Annotated in this window: 10 protein-coding genes; all 10 read left to right on the top strand. The window is 41.9% G+C overall.

Features of this window, described 5'->3' with window-relative positions; translation table 11 throughout:
- Positions 1-35 precede the first annotated feature (35 nt).
- Positions 36-3,662: a BREX system P-loop protein BrxC gene (gene brxC / locus QUA54_RS09265; RefSeq protein ID WP_333414271.1), complete on the top strand. Its 3,627-nt coding sequence runs from the start codon at positions 36-38 to the stop codon at positions 3,660-3,662.
- 26 nt (positions 3,663-3,688) lie between these two features.
- Positions 3,689-7,666 carry a BREX-6 system adenine-specific DNA-methyltransferase PglX gene (gene pglX, locus QUA54_RS09260; protein WP_333414270.1) on the top strand — a complete coding sequence of 1,326 codons (3,978 nt, stop codon included), beginning with the start codon at positions 3,689-3,691 and terminating at the stop codon, positions 7,664-7,666.
- On the top strand, positions 7,663-10,527 hold the full coding sequence (gene pglZ, locus QUA54_RS09255) for a BREX-6 system phosphatase PglZ (protein ID WP_333414269.1): 2,865 nt from the start codon (positions 7,663-7,665) through the stop codon (positions 10,525-10,527). Before pglX ends, pglZ begins: the two co-directional genes overlap by 4 nt.
- A gap of 17 nt (positions 10,528-10,544) precedes the next feature.
- A complete protein-coding gene (gene brxD / locus QUA54_RS09250) occupies positions 10,545-11,864 on the top strand; it encodes a BREX system ATP-binding protein BrxD (protein ID WP_333414268.1) in 1,320 nt (439 codons plus the stop codon).
- Between the two features lie 2 nt (positions 11,865-11,866).
- Positions 11,867-13,990 carry a DEAD/DEAH box helicase gene (locus QUA54_RS09245; protein ID WP_333414267.1) on the top strand — a complete coding sequence of 708 codons (2,124 nt, stop codon included), beginning with the start codon at positions 11,867-11,869 and terminating at the stop codon, positions 13,988-13,990.
- Entirely contained in the window at positions 13,983-14,186 is a 204-nt protein-coding gene (locus tag QUA54_RS09240) for a hypothetical protein (protein WP_333256721.1), read from the top strand. The genes QUA54_RS09245 and QUA54_RS09240 overlap by 8 nt, the downstream gene beginning before the upstream one ends.
- Positions 14,187-14,313: 127 nt before the next feature.
- On the top strand, positions 14,314-14,451 hold the full coding sequence (locus tag QUA54_RS34430; protein ID WP_445300764.1) for a hypothetical protein: 138 nt from the start codon (positions 14,314-14,316) through the stop codon (positions 14,449-14,451).
- A 775-nt stretch (positions 14,452-15,226) separates the two neighbouring features.
- The gene (locus tag QUA54_RS09230; RefSeq protein WP_333414266.1) at positions 15,227-15,460 is read left to right on the top strand and encodes a hypothetical protein; all 234 of its coding nucleotides are present in this window, start codon (positions 15,227-15,229) and stop codon (positions 15,458-15,460) included.
- Positions 15,461-15,861: 401 nt separating this feature from the next.
- A complete protein-coding gene (locus QUA54_RS09225; protein ID WP_333414265.1) occupies positions 15,862-17,409 on the top strand; it encodes an ApeA N-terminal domain 1-containing protein in 1,548 nt (515 codons plus the stop codon).
- Between the two features lie 848 nt (positions 17,410-18,257).
- Positions 18,258-19,280 (top strand): CBASS cGAMP-activated phospholipase, encoded by a 1,023-nt coding sequence (locus tag QUA54_RS09220; RefSeq protein ID WP_333414264.1) that lies wholly within the window; start codon positions 18,258-18,260, stop codon positions 19,278-19,280.

The raw sequence follows: 19,280 nt of genomic DNA, 5'->3' as shown, positions 1-19,280 counted from the left end.
ACTGTCGTAATCACTAGAGAAATAATAATGTTGTTATGCTAATTAAAGATATTTTTGCTGCTGACATTACCCGTGATATTGCTCCTGTTGTTTATTTTCATGAGCAAGATCCCACTAAAGTTTTAGAAGAAGTTTCTGAATATATCATTACTGGCGGGTATCCAGAAAATGACCCGCGTCATCGCCGCGTGCAATCAGGAATTCACGAACAGTTTGTTAAGTTACTCAAAGCACTAGCAGAAGAATTAGAGAAAAAAAAGGGAACGGAACTTCCAGCATCTTGGATTTCTGGTTTTTATGGTTCTGGTAAATCGAGTTTTGCTAAGCTTTTAGGGCTTGCCTTAGATGGTATGGTCTTACCTGATAATCGTAAGTTAGCCGATGCGCTTTTGGCACGGGATGACTCACCTAATTCTCAGGAATTTAGGGACTTATGGTACAAGATATGCAGTCAGATTAGCCCCATTGCAGTAGTTTTTGATATCGGTGCAATAGCACGGGATGATGAACATATTCATTCAGCAGTGAAGCGTCAGATACAAGTTCGTTTGGATTATTGCACTATTAGTCATTATGTAGCAGACCATGAACTAAAACTAGAGTTAGACGGCAAGTGGGATGATTTTTTGATGTGTGCCGAAACAACACTTAATCAAACTTGGTCAGCAGCAAAGAATGACCAATTGGCAGAGGAAGCTTTTTCTGAAATTATGTACGCCATGAATCCTACTCGTTATATTGACCCAATGAGTTGGTTTGATAGTCGTGCAGGTTCTGAGACAGGCATTGGTACATCAGTCACAGAAACAACTCAAGATATTATTAATATGCTCGATCGCCGTGCCCCTGATAAAACAGTTTTTATCGTGGTGGATGAAGTGAGCCAATATATCCACCAGAATAACAACCGAATGCTGAAATTACAATCCTTTGTTTCAGATTTGGGACAGAAATTAAAAGGGCGAGTTTGGTTACTAGCAACTGGACAACAAAAACTTGAGGATAGTGAAGATCAGAGCAGTATTGGTAAATTAAAAGACCGTTTTCCGCCGAAATTACGGGTTCATTTAGCACCCACTAATATTCGCGATGTGGTTCACAAAAGGTTATTGAAAAAAGCTGTCTCAAAGGAAGCCGAGCTGCGAGCGCTCTTCCAACACCACCGCAGTGACCTAAAATTATACGGCTATAAATGCGATTCTATCACTGAAGATGATTTTCTTGAAGTCTATCCCATGCTTCCCGGATACGTTGATTTGCTGATGCAAATTACGACCAATCTCCGCACTCGTTCTACTCGTGCTAGAGGAGACGATCATGCAATTCGCGGATTGTTACAACTGTTAGGTGAATTGTTTCGAGAGCAGAAGTTAGGAGAACGACAGCTTGGTGCTTTAGTGACGCTAAACAGTATTTATGAAGTGCAGCAATCTGCCCTAGATGCTGATTTGCAAAATACCTTAACTCGGTTATTTAACCATGAAGAAGTTATTAACAATCCTCTGGCAAGAAAAGTGGCAAAAACTGTATCACTTTTGGAGTTAATTCAGGAACAGCAACCAACCACAGCGACATTAGTTAGTCAGTGTCTTTATTCTGAATTAGGTCAGGGTAATCAAGAGCCAAGTATTACACAATCATTAGAAAAATTGCGGAATTTAGGACTGCTTTCTTATTCTGATAAATTCGGCTACAAGATTCAAAGTTCTGCTGGACAAGAATGGCAGCGAGAACGGGATGCTTACAGTGTTATCTCCGATGCTCTAAGTCAAATTGTGGCAGAGAAGCTGAAAACTTTGCTCGGTAGTGTGGAACGTCCTCGCTATAAAAATAAGGGTTTTCCTTGGGTTGCTTTTTATAGTGATGGTCGCCAACGGCAAGATGAACGCCTGCAAGGATTGAACGATCCTGCTGTCTTAACTGTTGATTTTCGCTATTTTTATACTAATCAAGAAGACCGTAATTCTAGCACTTGGATACAAAACAGTGATAGTGCTAATTTGCGCGATCGCATTATTTGGGTGATCGGTAAATTAAGCGATTTGGTTGCCGCCCAAGCGCGAGATTTAGAACGTTCTCGTCATATTGTCAATAAGTACGAATCGCGCCGACACTCTCTTTCGGGAGAAAAACAGCGATTATTGTCTGACGAAATCACCCGGCGGGATAATTTAGAAAAAAAGGTACAAACTACGATCGCCCAAGCTTTTTTAGATGGTGAACTCTATTTTAGAGGGCGGCAGATCGATAAGCAACAATGGGGTACAGCATTTACTACAGTTCTAGAACGGGTAGGAGAAAGTATTTTACCAGAACTCTACAACCGCTATGTTGATGTAGCGATTACACCTGGGGAATTAACCCAACTTCTTGAACCGAATTTATCTGGGCCCTCTCAAAAGTTTATGGGGTCGGAATTGGGTATTTTAGAACTGGATGCAGGTAAATATATTCCCACTTGTAGCGGAGAAGTTCCCTCGCGTCTTGCTCGATATATTCAAGACCAAAATGGCATTCCTGGCAACGCCCTACTCGCGCATTTTGGGGGGCCACCCTACGGTTATCCGGCAGATGTGGTTAAAGCTTGTTTAGCAGGGTTGTTACGGGCTAATAAGGTGCGAATTCGTCCGGAAAGTGGCCCAGAAATCACCTCGGTGCGCGATCCGGGTGCTAAGGATATGTTTACCAAAGACCGGGATATCAAACGCGCTGATTTATTACCACCGAATCAAACGGAAATTAGTCCGCGTGACAGAATTGCCATTTGTAAGTTTTTCAAGGACTCCCTTGGTACTGACCTCGATCGGGAAAATGATGCCATCGCTGATGCTGTCTTTCAGCAGTTTCCCAATCAGGTAAAACGCTTGCAAGAGTTGGAGAAACGTTACAATCGCTTGCCAAACCGTCCAGATTTGCCCCCAGCTTTGGTAAAGTTACGGGAGGCGCTGGAGAAATCAATGCGATCTCGTCAAGTAGAAGATACAGTTATCACTGTTAAGAAAAATTTGGATGCCCTACGAGATGGCATTCAAGAATTAGGAATCTCCTTGACAGATTTATCCGATTCTGGTATTGAAGTCGTAGCTAAAACAGCTAAAATTCGGGATCACCAAGTGGCGCAACTCCAGCAGATTGACCGCATTGCAGAAGTTAAGCCAGCAATTGATGCTTTGATAGATCAGCTAAATTGCGATCGACCTTGGCGAGATATTAACAGTTTGAAACCGCATTTAGAGGCGATTGAACAGCACTATAATGCGGTGCGTTTGAGTTTAATTGAACAGCAAGACAAACAAGCGGAAACGATTCGCAGTCGCATAAAACAGCGCCAAGGGTTTATTAAATTAAATGAAAAGCAAGGCGATTATGTACTGCGTCCCATCCACAAAGCCGTTCCTGATACAACTCAAGACTCGCTTTATCCCTCTTTATTAGAGTTACGAGATTCAGCAATTTTACGATTGCAAACTGCTGAACAAGAGGCAAACGCTTATTTGGATAATACCTTATCTCAGGTGACAGATGAACAGGTAATTCAGCTACAGCTTAACCTGAGTGGACGTGAAGTAACTACGCCAGAGGAAATAGAAGCTTTAGCAAATCAAATTAAAGAACGCCTCTTAGCGCAACTTAAACCAAACACTCGCATTCGCATTATCTAAACACCTTAATCTTTTCTGTCTTACTTATGTACCTTACTCCTCAAGCTAAATCTAAATTATCCAATACCATTCGCAGTGTGAGAGAACGATTGCTTATCGACTTTCATAATGCTATCGATAGTGCGTATCGGCTGTCTATCCCTTTAAAGACAGCGGGACTTTCAGAAGAACTACACATGAAACGTCAGCGTTTGGAACAGTGGTTAGATGAACAGTCTCGCAGCGAAACTAAGGCGAAAAAAGATGAGGTACGCCAACGTTATCTAAAAACAGCAGAAAAATTGGCAGCAGCGACATTTTTAAACCGTCTGATTGTGATTAAACAAATGGAAGCGCATGAACTTATTAAACCAGCCGTAATAACGGGGGGTTGGCAAAGTTCTGGGTATCGGGAATTTAGAGATTTTGCACCGGAATTGTTGAAGGATGAAACCGAGGGGTATGGGACGTTACTGCAACTTTTATATGATGAGTTAGCGTTGGAGTTGCCGGGGTTATTTGGTGATGTGGGAGTAACGGCACTATTTCCAATTCCAGCGAGTACGTTACGGGCAGTTATTGAAGCGTTGAATCAACCAGAATTACAGGATGCTTGGTTAGATGATACTACGCTGGGTTGGGTTTACCAATATTGGAATGACCCGGAACGAGAAGCACTGGATGCTAAATTGAATGGTGGGGGAAAGGTGGAACCTCACGAAATTGCCAGCAAAACCCAGATGTTTACAGAGCGTTACATGGTGGAATGGCTGCTGCATAATAGTTTGGGGCAAATGTGGCTGGCCATGTGTCAAAAGCGCGGTTGGACAGCGGAAGTAGAAGCAGATGGTACGTTACAACGTTTGGAAACTCGGCGCAAGGAATGGCGGGAAAAGCGCGAGAAAGGGGAGGTAAGTTTAGATGCGCTAATGCCAATTGAGTCGGAAAGTGAGGAACTTTGGAAGTATTGGGTACCGCAACCTTTGACGGATGATGCTGTTGAGTATGCGCCAGATAGTGTGCGAGAAATTAAAATTTTAGATCCCGCTTGTGGTTCGGGGCATTTTTTAGTAATTGCTTTTGGGTTGTTGTTTGCGATGTATCGAGAGGAAGCGCGACACCGAGGGGAAAGTTGGAACGAGGTTTCAATTGTGGAATCGATTTTAGAGAATAATCTTTATGGTATCGATATTGACCCAAACGCCGTGCAAATTGCGGCAGCAGCGTTAATTTTGAAAGCGCGTTTGATTTGTCCTGAAGCGAGTCCGCGCTTTTTAAATTTAGTTGCATCAAATCTTCAGTTAGGTTCTTTACCGGAAAACGACCCGGCCTTAGTAGAATTACGGCGAGAGGTAACAGAAACTACAGGAATTCCGGAAAAATTGACAAATCAAATTGTTCAAGCTTTGAAAGGGGCGGATTATTTGGGGAGTTTGCTGAAAGTTGATACGGCGGTTGATGAAGCAATATTAAACTATGAGCAGAGTTTAGTTAAGCCGATTCAAGGTAGTTTATTTGACTCCGTTTATGCTGAAGATGAAGCGAATGACTTAGCTAGTCGCAGCCAGAAAATGAAAGATTCTCTATTAGAAAAGTTAGAGAAATTTTTGTCACGTTGCACCAATGGGGATGATTTGGGTTTGCGGTTGCGAGGAGAACAATTGGCGGCGGGAATTCGGTTTATTCGGATGATTCAGGAAAATTATTATGATTTGGTAATTGGTAATCCGCCTTATCAAGGAACTAGCAAAATGGTGGATGCTAAATACTTAGTTAAGCATTATTCAAAAGGTAAACCTGATTTATTTGCTGCTTTTTTAGAACGTTCGCTCCAGTTTCTAAGAAAGAGTGGATTTTCTGCAATGATAACAATGCGAAACTGGATGTTTATTCAGCAATTTAGTGATTTAAGAAAGTGGATTTTAGAGCAGAATAATTTACGGCTATTAGGGGATCTTTCTTGGGGTGCGTTCTCTTCAATGAAAGATAATCCAGTCACAATGAGTATTATTCAAAATTCTCCTCCTAGTAAAGATTTTGCTGTTTCTATTACACCAACTAACTTAAATGAGCGAATTAGATCCGCAGAAGAAATACGCCAAAAAATAGCAGGATTATTAGTGGGAGTACAAAGATTTGAATTTGAGTGCGATCGCTTCAACGCCATCAAAGAAAAACCCCTCATTTACTGGTGGGATGATGAATTTATCGAACACTATTCTGCCACTCCAAAACTTTATGAGCAGATGGAAAGCCGTTTAGGAATCAGGACTTCTGATAACACACGTTTTTTAAGAAAGCCTTGGGAAGTATTTAGCAGTAATATTTATCAACTAAAATCAAATGAGGAATTTATTTCCCCAGCCTCTAAATGGGTTCCTTATGTTAAAGGCGCAAAAAGTAAGCAATGGATAGAACCTTTACACGATATAATATTATGGCTACATAACTCACTAGAACTAAGCGTTACTCTCTTTGTTAGATATAAAGCGTTTCCTCAGAGTCCTGAATTCCAATTTAAGAGAGCAATATCATATTCCACTATTGGTGCTTATTTTTCGAGTAGAGTCCATCATTTTCGTAGCGCTTTTGATGTTTCTGGTTCGTCAGTTTTCCCTACAAATATTGCATCAACTGTTTGTACTTTAAATACTAAAACAGCTAACCTGGTTTTAGGTTCTCTTAATCCAACTGTTAATTTTCAACCAGGTGATGTTGACCGTCTTCCCCTTTTTCTTATCGAATCATCAGATGAAATCTTTGCCAAACTCGATAAAGTCTTCACCGAACACGAAGCCGCCCGCGAAACCTCAGTAGAATTCAAAAAACCTGGTGCATCCGCTTGGAACTATGCCCAAGAATGGGCGCAGAAAGCAGTAGATAGAGAACCCGGAACTCCCTTACCCGACTATCAACCCATCTACGAACAACCCCCCGCTACTAATTTTGTATCCTATTCCCTTGGTGTAGCATTAGGGCGCTTTGAGAAGGCAGAGAGCAGAGGGCAGAGGGCAGAAGGAAAGGTGGGAGAAGATGTACTTCCGCATGGAATTTTATATCTTTCCAACTACTCCGAACACGACAGTTTAAAAAATCCTGCCAGCCAAATTATCCACGAAACCTGGCAACAACACGGCGCCACCATTGCCAAAAACAAAACCCTGCGAGAATGGCTGAGAACGAACTTTTTTAAAGACGTTCACCTGGGAATGTATGAAAACCGCCCCATTTACTTTCCCCTCTCATCCACCAAGAAAAACTTTGTCGCCTTCATCAGCATTCATCGCTGGCAATATAACACCTTGCAAGACCTATTAGCAGAATACCTCATGCCCGAATTAAACCACATCGAAGGCGAACTCAGCGACTTAATTGATGCCCGAAGTCAAGGCGATAGAAAAAGCCAAACCAAAGCCGAAGAACGCTACAGTAAAATTCAACAACTCCAAGCCGAACTAAAAACATTTATCGACCTCGTAAGTCAAACCGCCGAACAAGGCGCCCCCCCCGCCAACCCCAAAGACAGCAGCCGCGAAGTCGATGCCCGTTTCAAAATGGATTTAGATGACGGTGTAATGATTACCAGTGCTGCTCTTTGGTCGCTTCTAGAACCCCAATGGGCGCAACCCAAAAAATGGTGGTCAGAACTCTGCAACGCCCAAGGCAAAAAAGATTACGACTGGGCACATTTAGCCGCCCGTTACTTCCCCAACAGAGTCGATGAAAAATGTCAAAAAGACCCCTCCCTCGCCGTCGCCCACGGTGTTTTTTGGAAATACCATCCCGCCAAAGCCTACGAATGGGAATTGCGCTTAAAAGATGAAATTTCTTCCGACTTCACTATTGATGAACAAAACTCCGATGAATATCGTCAAACGTTTGAACAAGAAAACCCAAAATTAGTTAAAAAATTAATCGAAAAAGAAGAAAAACGCCGAGAACGCAAACGCAAAAAAGAAAATGATGATAATGATATGCCTCTCTTAAACCAAATTGATAATTCATGGGAGGAAGAAGAAGAATGACAGAACTAAATTTAATTACCAGTGTTTTAGAAGAACAAGTAAAAGGGGAATTACGTCAACGAGGAATTGTTGTTTGGCTAGATAAAGACGGTTACTATAAGACCTACGTTGATGATTTAATTGCCCGTTATTCTCGCGGGGAATTCTTTGCCCCCGTCGTCGCCTTTCGCGGTAGCTACCTAGAAATGCTACTCGCCCTTGAACCTTATGGAAACGGACTCGACCCCGAACCGTTACTCATTCATCTCCCCGGTCACACCGAAGAAACTGTCCGCAAAACCCCAATCTTAGAACTGTATCACGCAGGTTATCGCTTCCGCAAAGCTCTCGATACCCTCATCCGCGAAGCTGCTACCGGGCGCGTCACCCCCGCCGAAATTGACGGTTATCTGAAAAATGGCATTTCTGACCTAAACTCTGCTGAAGTCTGGTTAGAAAGCCGCCTAGCCAAACCTCAAGGCGGAATTGCTGCCTACCTAGACAGCCTTAGCCTAGAATGGATTTTAGACGGTCTTTTAGGCGAAGGAAAAGTTTTACAATCAAAAATTTCTGATTCAAGCGCCCTTGATACCCTCGCCCAACATCTCTATCGTCACACAGGATTAGATCAAGCGTTTTTGCAATTTTTTCATGGTAATAAACCTTTATTTTTTATAGATTTAGGAGATGCCTTTGCCGCTTGGTTAATGTGTGTTGAATATGTGAACGATCTTAATCGTTCTCCTTCTTTAGATACACTCAAGCCTCTGACTCAATTATCTAAGCCCCTGCGGAAAGTTTGCGAACAATTAATTAATCACCTAAGACAACGCCACCCGGAAACTTATGCGATCAAAGCTACCCTTGTCGAATCCCATTTAGAACTTGAACTTAATGCTATCGGCCCGGAAGATTTAGGAAAAATTGATACATTCCACCGCGAAGAAAGTATCATTTTAGAAAGTGCCGTGCAAGCACTTCTGACCGGAGAATGGCAAAAAGCGATGCAGTGGTCAGACTCTCGCACGGAAACCCCCTCATTTTGGCTAAAACGCGATCGCACCCGCCGTTTAGAATGGTCATTAATCCGAGATGCTGCAACCTTGGGCTGTGAGATTGACAAAAATGGGCGATCGCTCAAAGATATTTATACTCTTAGAGAAGCCCTAGAATTTTACACCCAATCTGCCTACGCTGTAGATAAAGCCCATCGGCGTTTTGAACAACAACGATTAAAACTTTTAGAACCTACTTTACCCCATTTTGCTCAACTCCTAGAAGCTGGTGATAAACTACGTTCTGGATATCGCAATTGGGCAGATACTTTAGCTCAAGACTTCGCTACTCTTTGTACCAGAGAAGGCTTTTTACCGGACGACGACTTACAACAGCGCACCTTATACGATCAAGTGGTTCATCCCCTTACCCAAACTAACAAAAAAGTCGCTTATTTTTTAATAGATGCTTTCCGCTATGAAATGGCAACCGAACTAATAACAGAATTTGAAAGCAGTGGCACTACTGTTAATTTAAAAGGACGTTATGCCGAACTTCCAACTATCACCGCTGTTGGTATGAACCTTCTTGCCCCCGTTCATCAATTCGGGAAACTCTACCTAGCAAATGGAGAAGGATTTAAAGGATTTAAAACCGGCGAATATACCGTGCGAAAACCCGAAGAAAGAGTCCGGGCTATGAGCGATAAAAGCATTGATAATATTAGTGCAGGTCGCCGGAAAGTACAGAGTATAAGTTTAGCAACAATTTGCGCTCGCTCCACCGCCAGCTTAAAGAAAAGTTACTCCAATGCTAATCTGATTGTTGTTCACAGTAAAGAAATTGACGATGCAGGTGAAGCAAATGTCGGCTTAGCCACCTTTGAAAGTTGGCTACAACAAATAAAATCAGCTTGGAACTTACTCAAAAGTATTGGCGTAAATGAATTCATTTTTACTGCCGATCATGGCTTCCTTTTACAAGACCCAACTACCCAAGAAAAACCTTATGGTAGTAAACGAGATCCCAATCGGCGCTACATTCTAGCTACAGAAGCTCGCTCAGAAGAAGGTATGACATCTGTTTCCCTAAATGCTCTTAAATACGAAGGACAAAATAGTTATTTGCTATTCCGTAAAGACACAGCAATTTTTGCCACTGGCAACCCAGGTGCAACTTTTGTACATGGTGGAAATAGCCTGCAAGAGCGAGTTATTCCTGTCTTGACAGTATCCCATCGCTATTTATCTAATCTAGCGATGGTTAAGTACCTAATTGAAGCTAAACCAGAACGAGAAATCATGGGTCATAGCCGCATTCAAGTGCGAGTAAAACCAGCGCCCGTTGCCCAAGGCATTCTCAGTTTTGTAACAGCTCAAACAATTAACCTTGCTTTGCGTGTACCAGAACGACCCGATATTCAAGTAATAATTAAAGATGCACCCGGAGCTGAGGTAAAAAATCAACAAATTCAAATTCCGGTTGGTGGAGATTGGATTGAGGTATTATTTGACTTGAAAGGACAGGGAGATGAGCGCAATCGGATTGAAGTTTTTCATCCAGATAACATTGAAGATGTAGAACCGCTCATCCCTCAAACTTATTTCAATGTATCCGGTTCTCTCCAAAACGCTTCTCCTCCTGTTACTGAGTCAAGCCGCAGCACAAACTGGCAAGATAGTTTTGAAGATGAGGCAATTCGGAACGTATTTCTTCACCTCCAGCAACACAGCTCAATTACAGAAATTGAGCTAACCCAACTGCTTGGTTCAGCCAGACAGGTACGGCGCTTCTCTGTAGAATTTGAAGAACACCTTAAAAAAGTTCCTTTCTCCGTCATAATTGAAACAACCAGTAACGGGAAACGCTATGTCAAACAAAATTAAAATAAAAGGCGATAACTATGGCAATTAGTGAACGAGATATTGAGCATATTTTCGAGCGTTTACGTTCTGGCGTTGTTCCAGAACGAGGCTTAGAAATTTTTGCAGTTGGCATTGACAAGCAACGCACTGAAATTCATCGCCAACTCAAGTTAGCAGCAGATAGGGAAGGAGTTTTTAAGTTCCTACGTGGTGGCTACGGCTGCGGAAAAACTTTTATGTCCCGTCTCGCCATTCTTGATGCCCAAGCACAAGGATTTGCAACTAGCTTTGTAGTTGTGTCTGATAACGACTTGCAGTTCTACAAATTCGATGATGTTTACCGCAAAGTCGTACAAGAGTTAGGCACTAGCTCCTGCGCCAGAAGTGCTTTAAGTGATATCATCGATCGCTGGATAGCCCGTGTAGAAGATGCCCTCATTGCCGGCGGTGCTAACGAAAACAGTGATGAATTTGATGACCAGGTACAGCAACGTATGGAAGAAGAACTCGCCTCTCTAACAGGTGGAAAAGCACCTGAAGACATGGCACGGGTTCTCCGCACCATTTTTAGCCTTAAACAAAAAGGTGAAATTGCCGAAGCCAGCGCCCTACTTTCGTGGCTTTCTGGTAGCGAAAATGTAGCAGCTAGCGCTAAGAAAGTTGCCGGCATTAAAGGTGATATTGGTAGCAGAGATGCCCTAGACTACCTACATGGTGTATTAGAAATCGTCAAAGCTTCAGGCTACAAAGGATTAGTTATTGTCATTGATGAAGTCGAAACAGTCTTGCGAATGCGCCATGATAGTAGAGGCAAATCTTTGAATGGAATTCGCCAAATTTGTGATGCAGCCGATCGCTATAAAGGGTTACTTTGGATATTCACTGGGACACCCGAGTTTTTCGATACTAAACGGGGAGTCGCTGGGTTAGAACCTTTGAGCGATCGCATCCAATTTCTTGTCTCTGGTGGCTTTGCCAACCCTCGTCAGCCCCAACTAGAACTAAAACCCTTTGACGCTAATCGTCTCAAAGAAGTCGCACTCAAGTTGCGAGAAATCTACCCCACGGCTAATCGAAACCGTCTGATTACTAAAATTACTTCAGAGTTTATCGAACAATTAGTTGCCAAAGTCACTTCTGGTTTTAAAGGAGATGTGGGTGTTGTTCCCCGTCAATTCTTACGTCAGTTCGTCAACGTCCTTGATTTAGTGGCTAATGAAGAAGATTTTAACCCCATGACTGCCGAGGGTTTTGAAATCAAAGATTTGAATGAAGATGAGCAGAGAATTAACCAAGGTAATACCTACTTTGATGAAGACCCCGCCGATGCTAAGGGCTACGCAGCCATAGAATTTTAATTATGACCTCTACCTTTGCTCGTTTCCCTCCCCGACTGCAAGAAGCAATTGTCGCTCGTTTAGGTTGGTCTTCTTTGCGCCCAGTTCAGGAATTAGCAGGACACGCACTGTTAGATGGTAAGAATGCTATTATTTTGGCTCCCACTGCTGGCGGTAAAACGGAAGCTTGTATCTTTCCCTTACTAGCTAAGTTAATGGAACAGGAACCAGAGGGGGTTGGTTTAATTTATATTGCACCCATCAAAGCCTTACTAAATAATCAGGCAGAACGGTTAGGGCGTTATACCGAAATGGTTGGGTTGCGACGCTTCCTTTGGCATGGAGATATCAAAGATTCTGATAAACGCGCTTTTATCAAAGAACCGGCCGCAGTTTTGATGACTACTCCTGAATCTTTGGAAGTAATGCTTTTATCTGCCAAATTTCCTGAAGCGAAACTTTTTAAGGACTTACGAGCTATAGTGATTGATGAAGTTCATGCCTTAGCCGGGACAGACCGAGGTGCTCACCTAATGTCTGTAATCGAGCGAATAGTACGTTACACCACCAATGACGTGCAACGCATTGGATTAAGTGCTACTGTAGGCAACCCTGCTGATATTCTGTGCTGGCTTCAAGGAACCTCAAAACGCCCCAGCAGTGTCGTAGACCCTCCGAAAGTTCCTTCTAAAAAGGATCTGCACGTTTATTTACGAGATACATTAGGAGCGATCGCCCAAAATGCCAGCCAAATCGCAGCCGGCAAAAAAAGCTTGTTTTTTTGTGAGAGTCGGGCATTAGCTGAGGATATTGCTGAACGGATGCTAAACCGGGGTACTGAGGTATTTGTTCACCACAGTTCTGTTTCCCTAGAAGAACGAACCGAAGCAGAAGAACGCTTCAACAGAGACACCAATGCCAGCATTATCTGTACTTCTACCCTAGAGTTGGGCATTGATATAGGCGACCTTGACCTTGTATTCCAAGCTAATGCTCCTTCTACTGTCTCATCATTTCTACAGCGTTTAGGACGCACCGGACGGCGGGAAGGTCAGCGAGCTAATACAACCTTTTTTTGTGAAAGTGTGGAGACGGTGCTACAGGCGATCGCTATTATCGAACTAGCAAGAAAAGGTTGGATAGAACCTATCCCCACCCAAACGCGAGCATGGCCCGTATTGGTGCATCAGTTACTTGCCTTAACCCTTCAGTTTGGTGCCATTAGCCCCGAACGTTGCTGGGAGCAGTTATCAGTTGTGACTGATTTTTCAGGCATTACTCATTCAGAATTTGAAATTCTCATAAAACACATGATCCAGGAGGATTTTCTGTTTCATGCTGGAGGGCTGCTATCAATGGGAGATAAAGCCGAGCGCGTATTTGGTCGTAGGAATTTCCTGGAACTTTATGCCGTCTTCAGCAGCCCGCTTCTCTACAAAGTACAAACGTCAGCAGGCTACACAATTGGTACTATAGAACAAGCATTCGTCGATAAGCTAGTAGCAGAGATTAGTTCTTTCCTTCTCAGCGGTCGGGCTTGGACGGTTATGCACATTAACCATCAAGAACGGACAATACGAGTCGTTCCCGCTCCTCGTGGAAAAAAACCAAGCTGGGGCGGTTTTGCTCCTCAACTTTTAGGCTTTGAACTTTGTCAGGAAATTGGTAGAATTCTTCGCGCAGAAAACAATATCTCCTATATTGATGCCACAACACAAACAGCACTGGACGAATACCGAACTGAGCTTAAACCTTTTCTAGCCAATTCTCAAACTAGCATCCAAACAGAAGGTGACCGGATTCTTTGGTGGACTTTTGCTGGGGGACAAATTAACTACACCCTCAAGTATGGTCTTCAATTCTACCATGACTGGAAGATTGTCTCAGACAACTTTAAGATCAAGATAGAAGGTGATAGCCTTAGCTCTGGTACTCTAAGTTTAGCAATCACTCAGATGAGTGATGCAAGTTTTTGGAAAAATCCATCCACTCAACGCTTTATTCTGTCTCAATTACCAGAGTATCGTTTGAGTAAATTCCAGCAAGCTTTACCAGATATCTATTCTATAGAAATGATTAGTAATTACTTACTAGATTTAGTAGGAGTCCTCCAATTTTTACAATTATTTTCTTTATTCGGTGACTGAACAAAAATTAACTTTTATCTTGCTTCCCCATAGTTTTTTCAGCAAACTCTATTTATTATTCGACGAGCGCAGCTTGGAAGCCATCCTGCACGGCATCAAAACCTGGGTGGCACTTCCCGATGAATATGAAGAAACCGACCCCTGGTTTCGGCATCATCCGGCAACTGAACTGCCACTTGGTTCAAGACGGGACTGAAGAAATTAGCCCGTTCCTTCGCTGACCGTCATACAGTGCGATCGCACAAATTTGTTGGGGTAAGCGTGATTATGCTTTGTTGCGCCTGCTTTGGGGTAATGCTCTGAGACGAAACGAAATCAGTCAGTTGAGTATTCGCGACTTTGACCCAGCCAGTAAGACTTTGCGGATTTTCGGCAAGGGACGCGGTACGCAAGCTGAGACGATCGATTTGGGTTCTGCGACAGTGCAGGTGATCGGGTTTTCCAACTTTTCAAACAACTAACAGGCCTTACACCACTAACATTTAAGCCTCCTTCTTATATCTTCCTCAATTTCTCTTTAAATCTTCCTCAATTAGCGGAATCTTCCGTTTGATATTATTGCAGCTATTTACAGCGTCCCTATAGTCGATGTCACACACCATACATACTCCTAACTCCATAGATAGTATTGTAAGACTCGACAAACCCACAAATGAAACAGGATAACGACGAATTTCCGCGTTCAACTTGTTAAATTCGGGTCTATATTTCTCTACCTCATCGCTGCACACTTTCGTGTTACTACGGCTAATCTTCAACAAATTTTCGTTCAAGAGATTCATGTCTTTCAACACCTCCGTAGGATTGCGCGTAATACCAAGTAACTCATAAAGGTTATTTACATGAATAAAGTCGTTATCGCAAGAGTGGATAAAAAAAGTCACTAGGAGTGTAACTATTAGAGCTATTCTAACTTTCCTATTCATAAGGACAGATCCAGATACTTCAGAAACAATAGCCAAGACGTTTGCTCTGTATAGTCCAACTCCGTAGTGCAGCCCGCCTCTTTTCTGAGAACGTCATCAATATTTCTAAAGGTTTGCTCGAACATCTAACTTTGCTACGGGATCTTTACCATTTCTGTTTTACAGTATAAGCCGCTCGATCGCTCCGCTACAGCATTGCATAACTAGCAGTTTCTCCGTGAAGCTAATACTTCTCATTTTATAGAAGCGGTAGAACCTTAGCCCCGTAAAAACGCAACCGGGTGCGCTTCTGTCAGAGGATAATTACAACTTGTCCAGTGAGTCACTGGACAAGTTAAGCTTTATTCGATCGCGCTTTTTAATGCCAGCAACTGTAGAGAGCAGAATTTCAGCAGTCGGTGAACGGAGTGAAGGGCGATCGGGTAAACCGATTAAATCCCCGAACCGCGCCGGAGTAACCGTTGAAACTCTAGCTCGTTGGATCGAGTTTTACCGCCAGCAGAACAATAAAGCTAGGCGGGGATACTACACTTTTCCAGCCTAGGACTTGTAAGCGCTACAACTTCATCAGAAATTACCATTTCTATAAACGGATACACGGGCGAACGGCAATTTCTCAACCTGGGGCTTAAAGTCACTACAGCAGCTTCATCACGATACTTTGATTTTGCGATCACATGATATCCTCCTACTGAGTGCAACTGCCAAAGCCACATCAAAGCAATAAATTGTGACATATGTTAAGGTTGAATAAGACCGATATAAGGGGGATATCTAACGTATCTGACTGGTAATCATGAAAGGTATAGGTGTTATCCAGCATATCTAGTGTTAGACAAATAGCTATGCAGTTTAGGCGATTAGTGAGGGTATAACGGTAGCTTATCTGTTGATATTAATGATTAACTCTGACGTAAAATTAATAATATTTCTTGGTAAAAAATAATGGAAGAGTTTATTAGTTTAGGCAAATGGTGGCTTCCAAACAGTCCAGAAGTAGTAGTCCCAGGCAAACTGAGCTTTTCAGCAAATGGGGGAGTAAAATTAGAACTACTAGGTTCTTTCTATGATTCACCTTTTCAAGAAGTAAGTAAAGAAAAAGACTTGCTGCCAGCAGGTGAAAGCTTACTTCCAGAAAATTTAAAAGCAACAGAAGAAACTACTATCATTGATTTAATTAAGCCTGAAGAAACTATTATTCTTGGTCTGTTAGAGAACAATGAAGAAGTTACCTTGTATAAGTGTTATGGTTCACTATTGAATTTTGAGCTTATCGATAGACACGATCTTTTCTTTCAAGCTGCTTATCTTTTTCGTCAAATTCACTTTAAGAATGAGCAAGAAATTAAATTTACTTCTATTTCTGTACGATATTTTTACTTAGAAGAATGGATTGGAAAGTCTGGTATTCAAGGCATGTGGTCTGGAAAGGAAAATAAAATATGGCTCAGCTATCAGCCACCTTCCTCAATTCCTATGGGTGAATTTAAAGCACTAGATTTGTCTATTAGTTTTTCGCAAATATATCTTAATCCTTTTGATATATATTTTGGAAGAACTTATTATAAGGGTAGTGTTGAGCAAAAAACGTTTTTAACTTTACATAATCCAAAAAATGAACCACTAGACAAGTGCGTTGAGGTAATCCTTCATTTCCGTGACTTTTTAACTTTTGCTATATCAAAGCCTTCGTCAATCTCTGCTGTAACTGGAAATGTAAATGTTTCTTATGAGAGGCGAATTTTTAAGGATGACGGATCGCCTTCTATTGAAAAAGGAATTAAAGAGAAACAAGTTAATATACTCTTTTCTGTTTGGAACTCTGAAAATAGTTCGGAAATAAAAATATTTCCGTATGAGATGTTATTCCTTTATAGTGACATAGAAGGTGAATTAGGAGAAGTTTTTAAACAATGGCTTCATAAAAAGGAACTCTATGAATCTGTTTTTGAGCTTTTTATGGTCACAATGTACACTCCTAATCTGTACCTACATTATCGTTTTCTTAATATGATTCAAGCTTTGGAAGTTTATCACGGAAATAAATATAAAGAAAGTAAATATCAACAAACTAAAATATACCAGGAAGGTATTTCTAAAAATCTTTTAGAAGTTATTGCAGAATTCCCACCCAAAAATCGTGAGAATCCACATGGTATTAGTGATGACTTTAGAGCGGCTTTAAAAGGACAAGTTAGTTCTAATTTAAATAGATTTACATTGCATACTAGGTTAACAGAAATTTTAGAAGATATCACACACTTATTACCTGATAATTTTGTAGGAGGAGCAGATAACATAAAAAGTTTTATTAGCAAAGCTATTACCACTCGTAATGCACTAACTCACCATAGCAAAAAAGCTGCTAAACCAGAAGAATTAGTTCATCTTTTTCAGAGTTTAAAAGTAATTATTCAGTGTTGTTTGTTACGAGAGTTAGGTTTGACTGATGAATCTATAAAGAAGCTAATTAAGCGTAACATAAATTATTAGAAAGAATGGCGTTTACCTAATTAGTTTAGTGCGTTAGCATGACCGCATATCCCGAGCTAGAACTTGCACAACTATTGAAGCTGTGACACAGCAAAACTGGCACAGCTAAGTGGCACAAGAAAAATTCTCTCTCCTGAACCAGAGCTTAAAACTATTACAGCAAGCTCAGAATACGGAGCTAAACCCGAAAAACAATTTTTATTTTGGGATTTGAGGTCGAAAAAGGCAATCAGCTCAGGGTGCAGGGTAGGGGGGTGCAGGTTGCAGGGTGAGGTTAGGTATCTCAAAGTGGCTTTATAAATACCTAACACATCACACCCAAAAGCTAGCTCAGCATATCTAGCTATCCTGAGTCAGAGCCTGGAACCACTAAGGTTATTAAATAGCGTCAAGCGTGACACACGATGTTAAATGTCCTCAGCCGGACGGGCAGGCGACTATTTTCCGACGGTCTTCTAAGTTTTTTTCACTTCGGCAAAAATTTAACAGCCCGTCGAAAAAATCCCGCTAGGGGTTTAGGCGGGGAAACACCAAATTCCCCACGTACAGGATGAATTGCCAGCCGCGCCGTTACCCCCGGAGCACCCTGAGCAACTGTCACAACCCACCCTAGTCAAGAAGTTCCCGGATAGTGCGATTGGCTGCGAGAAAAACGCAATGCTCCTGCGATGCAGGTGTGTAAGGTATGTAGCCGAAGTTTCTATGCTGATGGGTTCGGATATCCGCACTATTTTAGAGTTGTTGACTTTTTAAGCAAAAGGTTAGTATTTATGAGTTCTCTATTGGTAGTAAAAAAGTAAGTTCAGAAGTTCCTTACAAGGCAACTCATCTCGGAATAAATTCAGTTAATGCAACAACTAAACGATTTTCAAATCCTTTCTCTCAGTGGTGGAGGATATTTTGGACTCTACCAAGCCGTTATTCTATGTGAATTGGAAGAGAAAGCCGGAAAGCCAATTGCACAATGTTTTGACCTTTTGGCCGGAACTTCAATTGGTGGCATTATTGCACTCAGTTTGGCATCAGAAGTTCCTGCAAAAAAAATCTTGCAAGCCTTTGAGAAGAATGGACAGAGTATTTTTTCGGAGCGGTCATATCCGCAATCGACAGTAGGCAAAGTAATTGACATGGGGCGTGCCCTTTTTACTTCCAAATATAAACAAGAGGGTTTGTGCAAGGCGTTGAAAGAATTGATCGATCCTTTGACATTGCTTGGTGATTTAAAGCATCCGGTCGTCATCCCAGTAATTAATTTAACCAAAGGCAAACCCCAAGTTTTCAAAACACCACATCATAAAAACTTTGAGCGAGATTATAGGGTAAGAGTTCATGACGTTGCTTTGGCAACGTCAGCAGCCCCAACATTTTTTCCATTAGCCCAAGTTGGAGACGAATTGTTTACTGATGGTGGACTTTGCGCCAACACACCAGATTTGATTGCCCTTCATGAAGCGGAATATTTCTTCAACATACCGTCAAAACAAATTTCTATTCTGAGTATTGGCACAACAACATCTCAATATTCCTTTTCACATAGTATCCGTCAGAACATGGGAATTTTGAGTTGGTTTTATGACACACGGCTGATGTCAGTCATTCTATCCTCACAGCAGAAATTAACGGAATCCATGTTAGGGCACAAGTTGCAAGAGCGTTATGTCCGTATTGATTGTCTTCAGTCAAGATCCCAAGAACGCGACTTAGGACTTGATGTTGCAACTTCAGCAGCCCAATCAACTATTAAAGGCTTGGCCCATGCAACATTGCGTGAGAAAATTACACTTCCTCACTTCCAGAAAATGTTGAGACACATCCCAAAAGAACCTCATTTCTATTACGGTCGTTTCGGCAGCCAATTCAGCCAGGAATAG

Origin of the sequence: Microcoleus sp. MOSTC5 (assembly GCF_036701825.1) — a bacterium.
GTDB lineage: Bacteria > Cyanobacteriota > Cyanobacteriia > Cyanobacteriales > Microcoleaceae > Microcoleus > Microcoleus asticus.
Note: the sequence above shows the minus strand (reverse complement) of the source record. Positions and strands in the feature narration are given on the sequence as shown.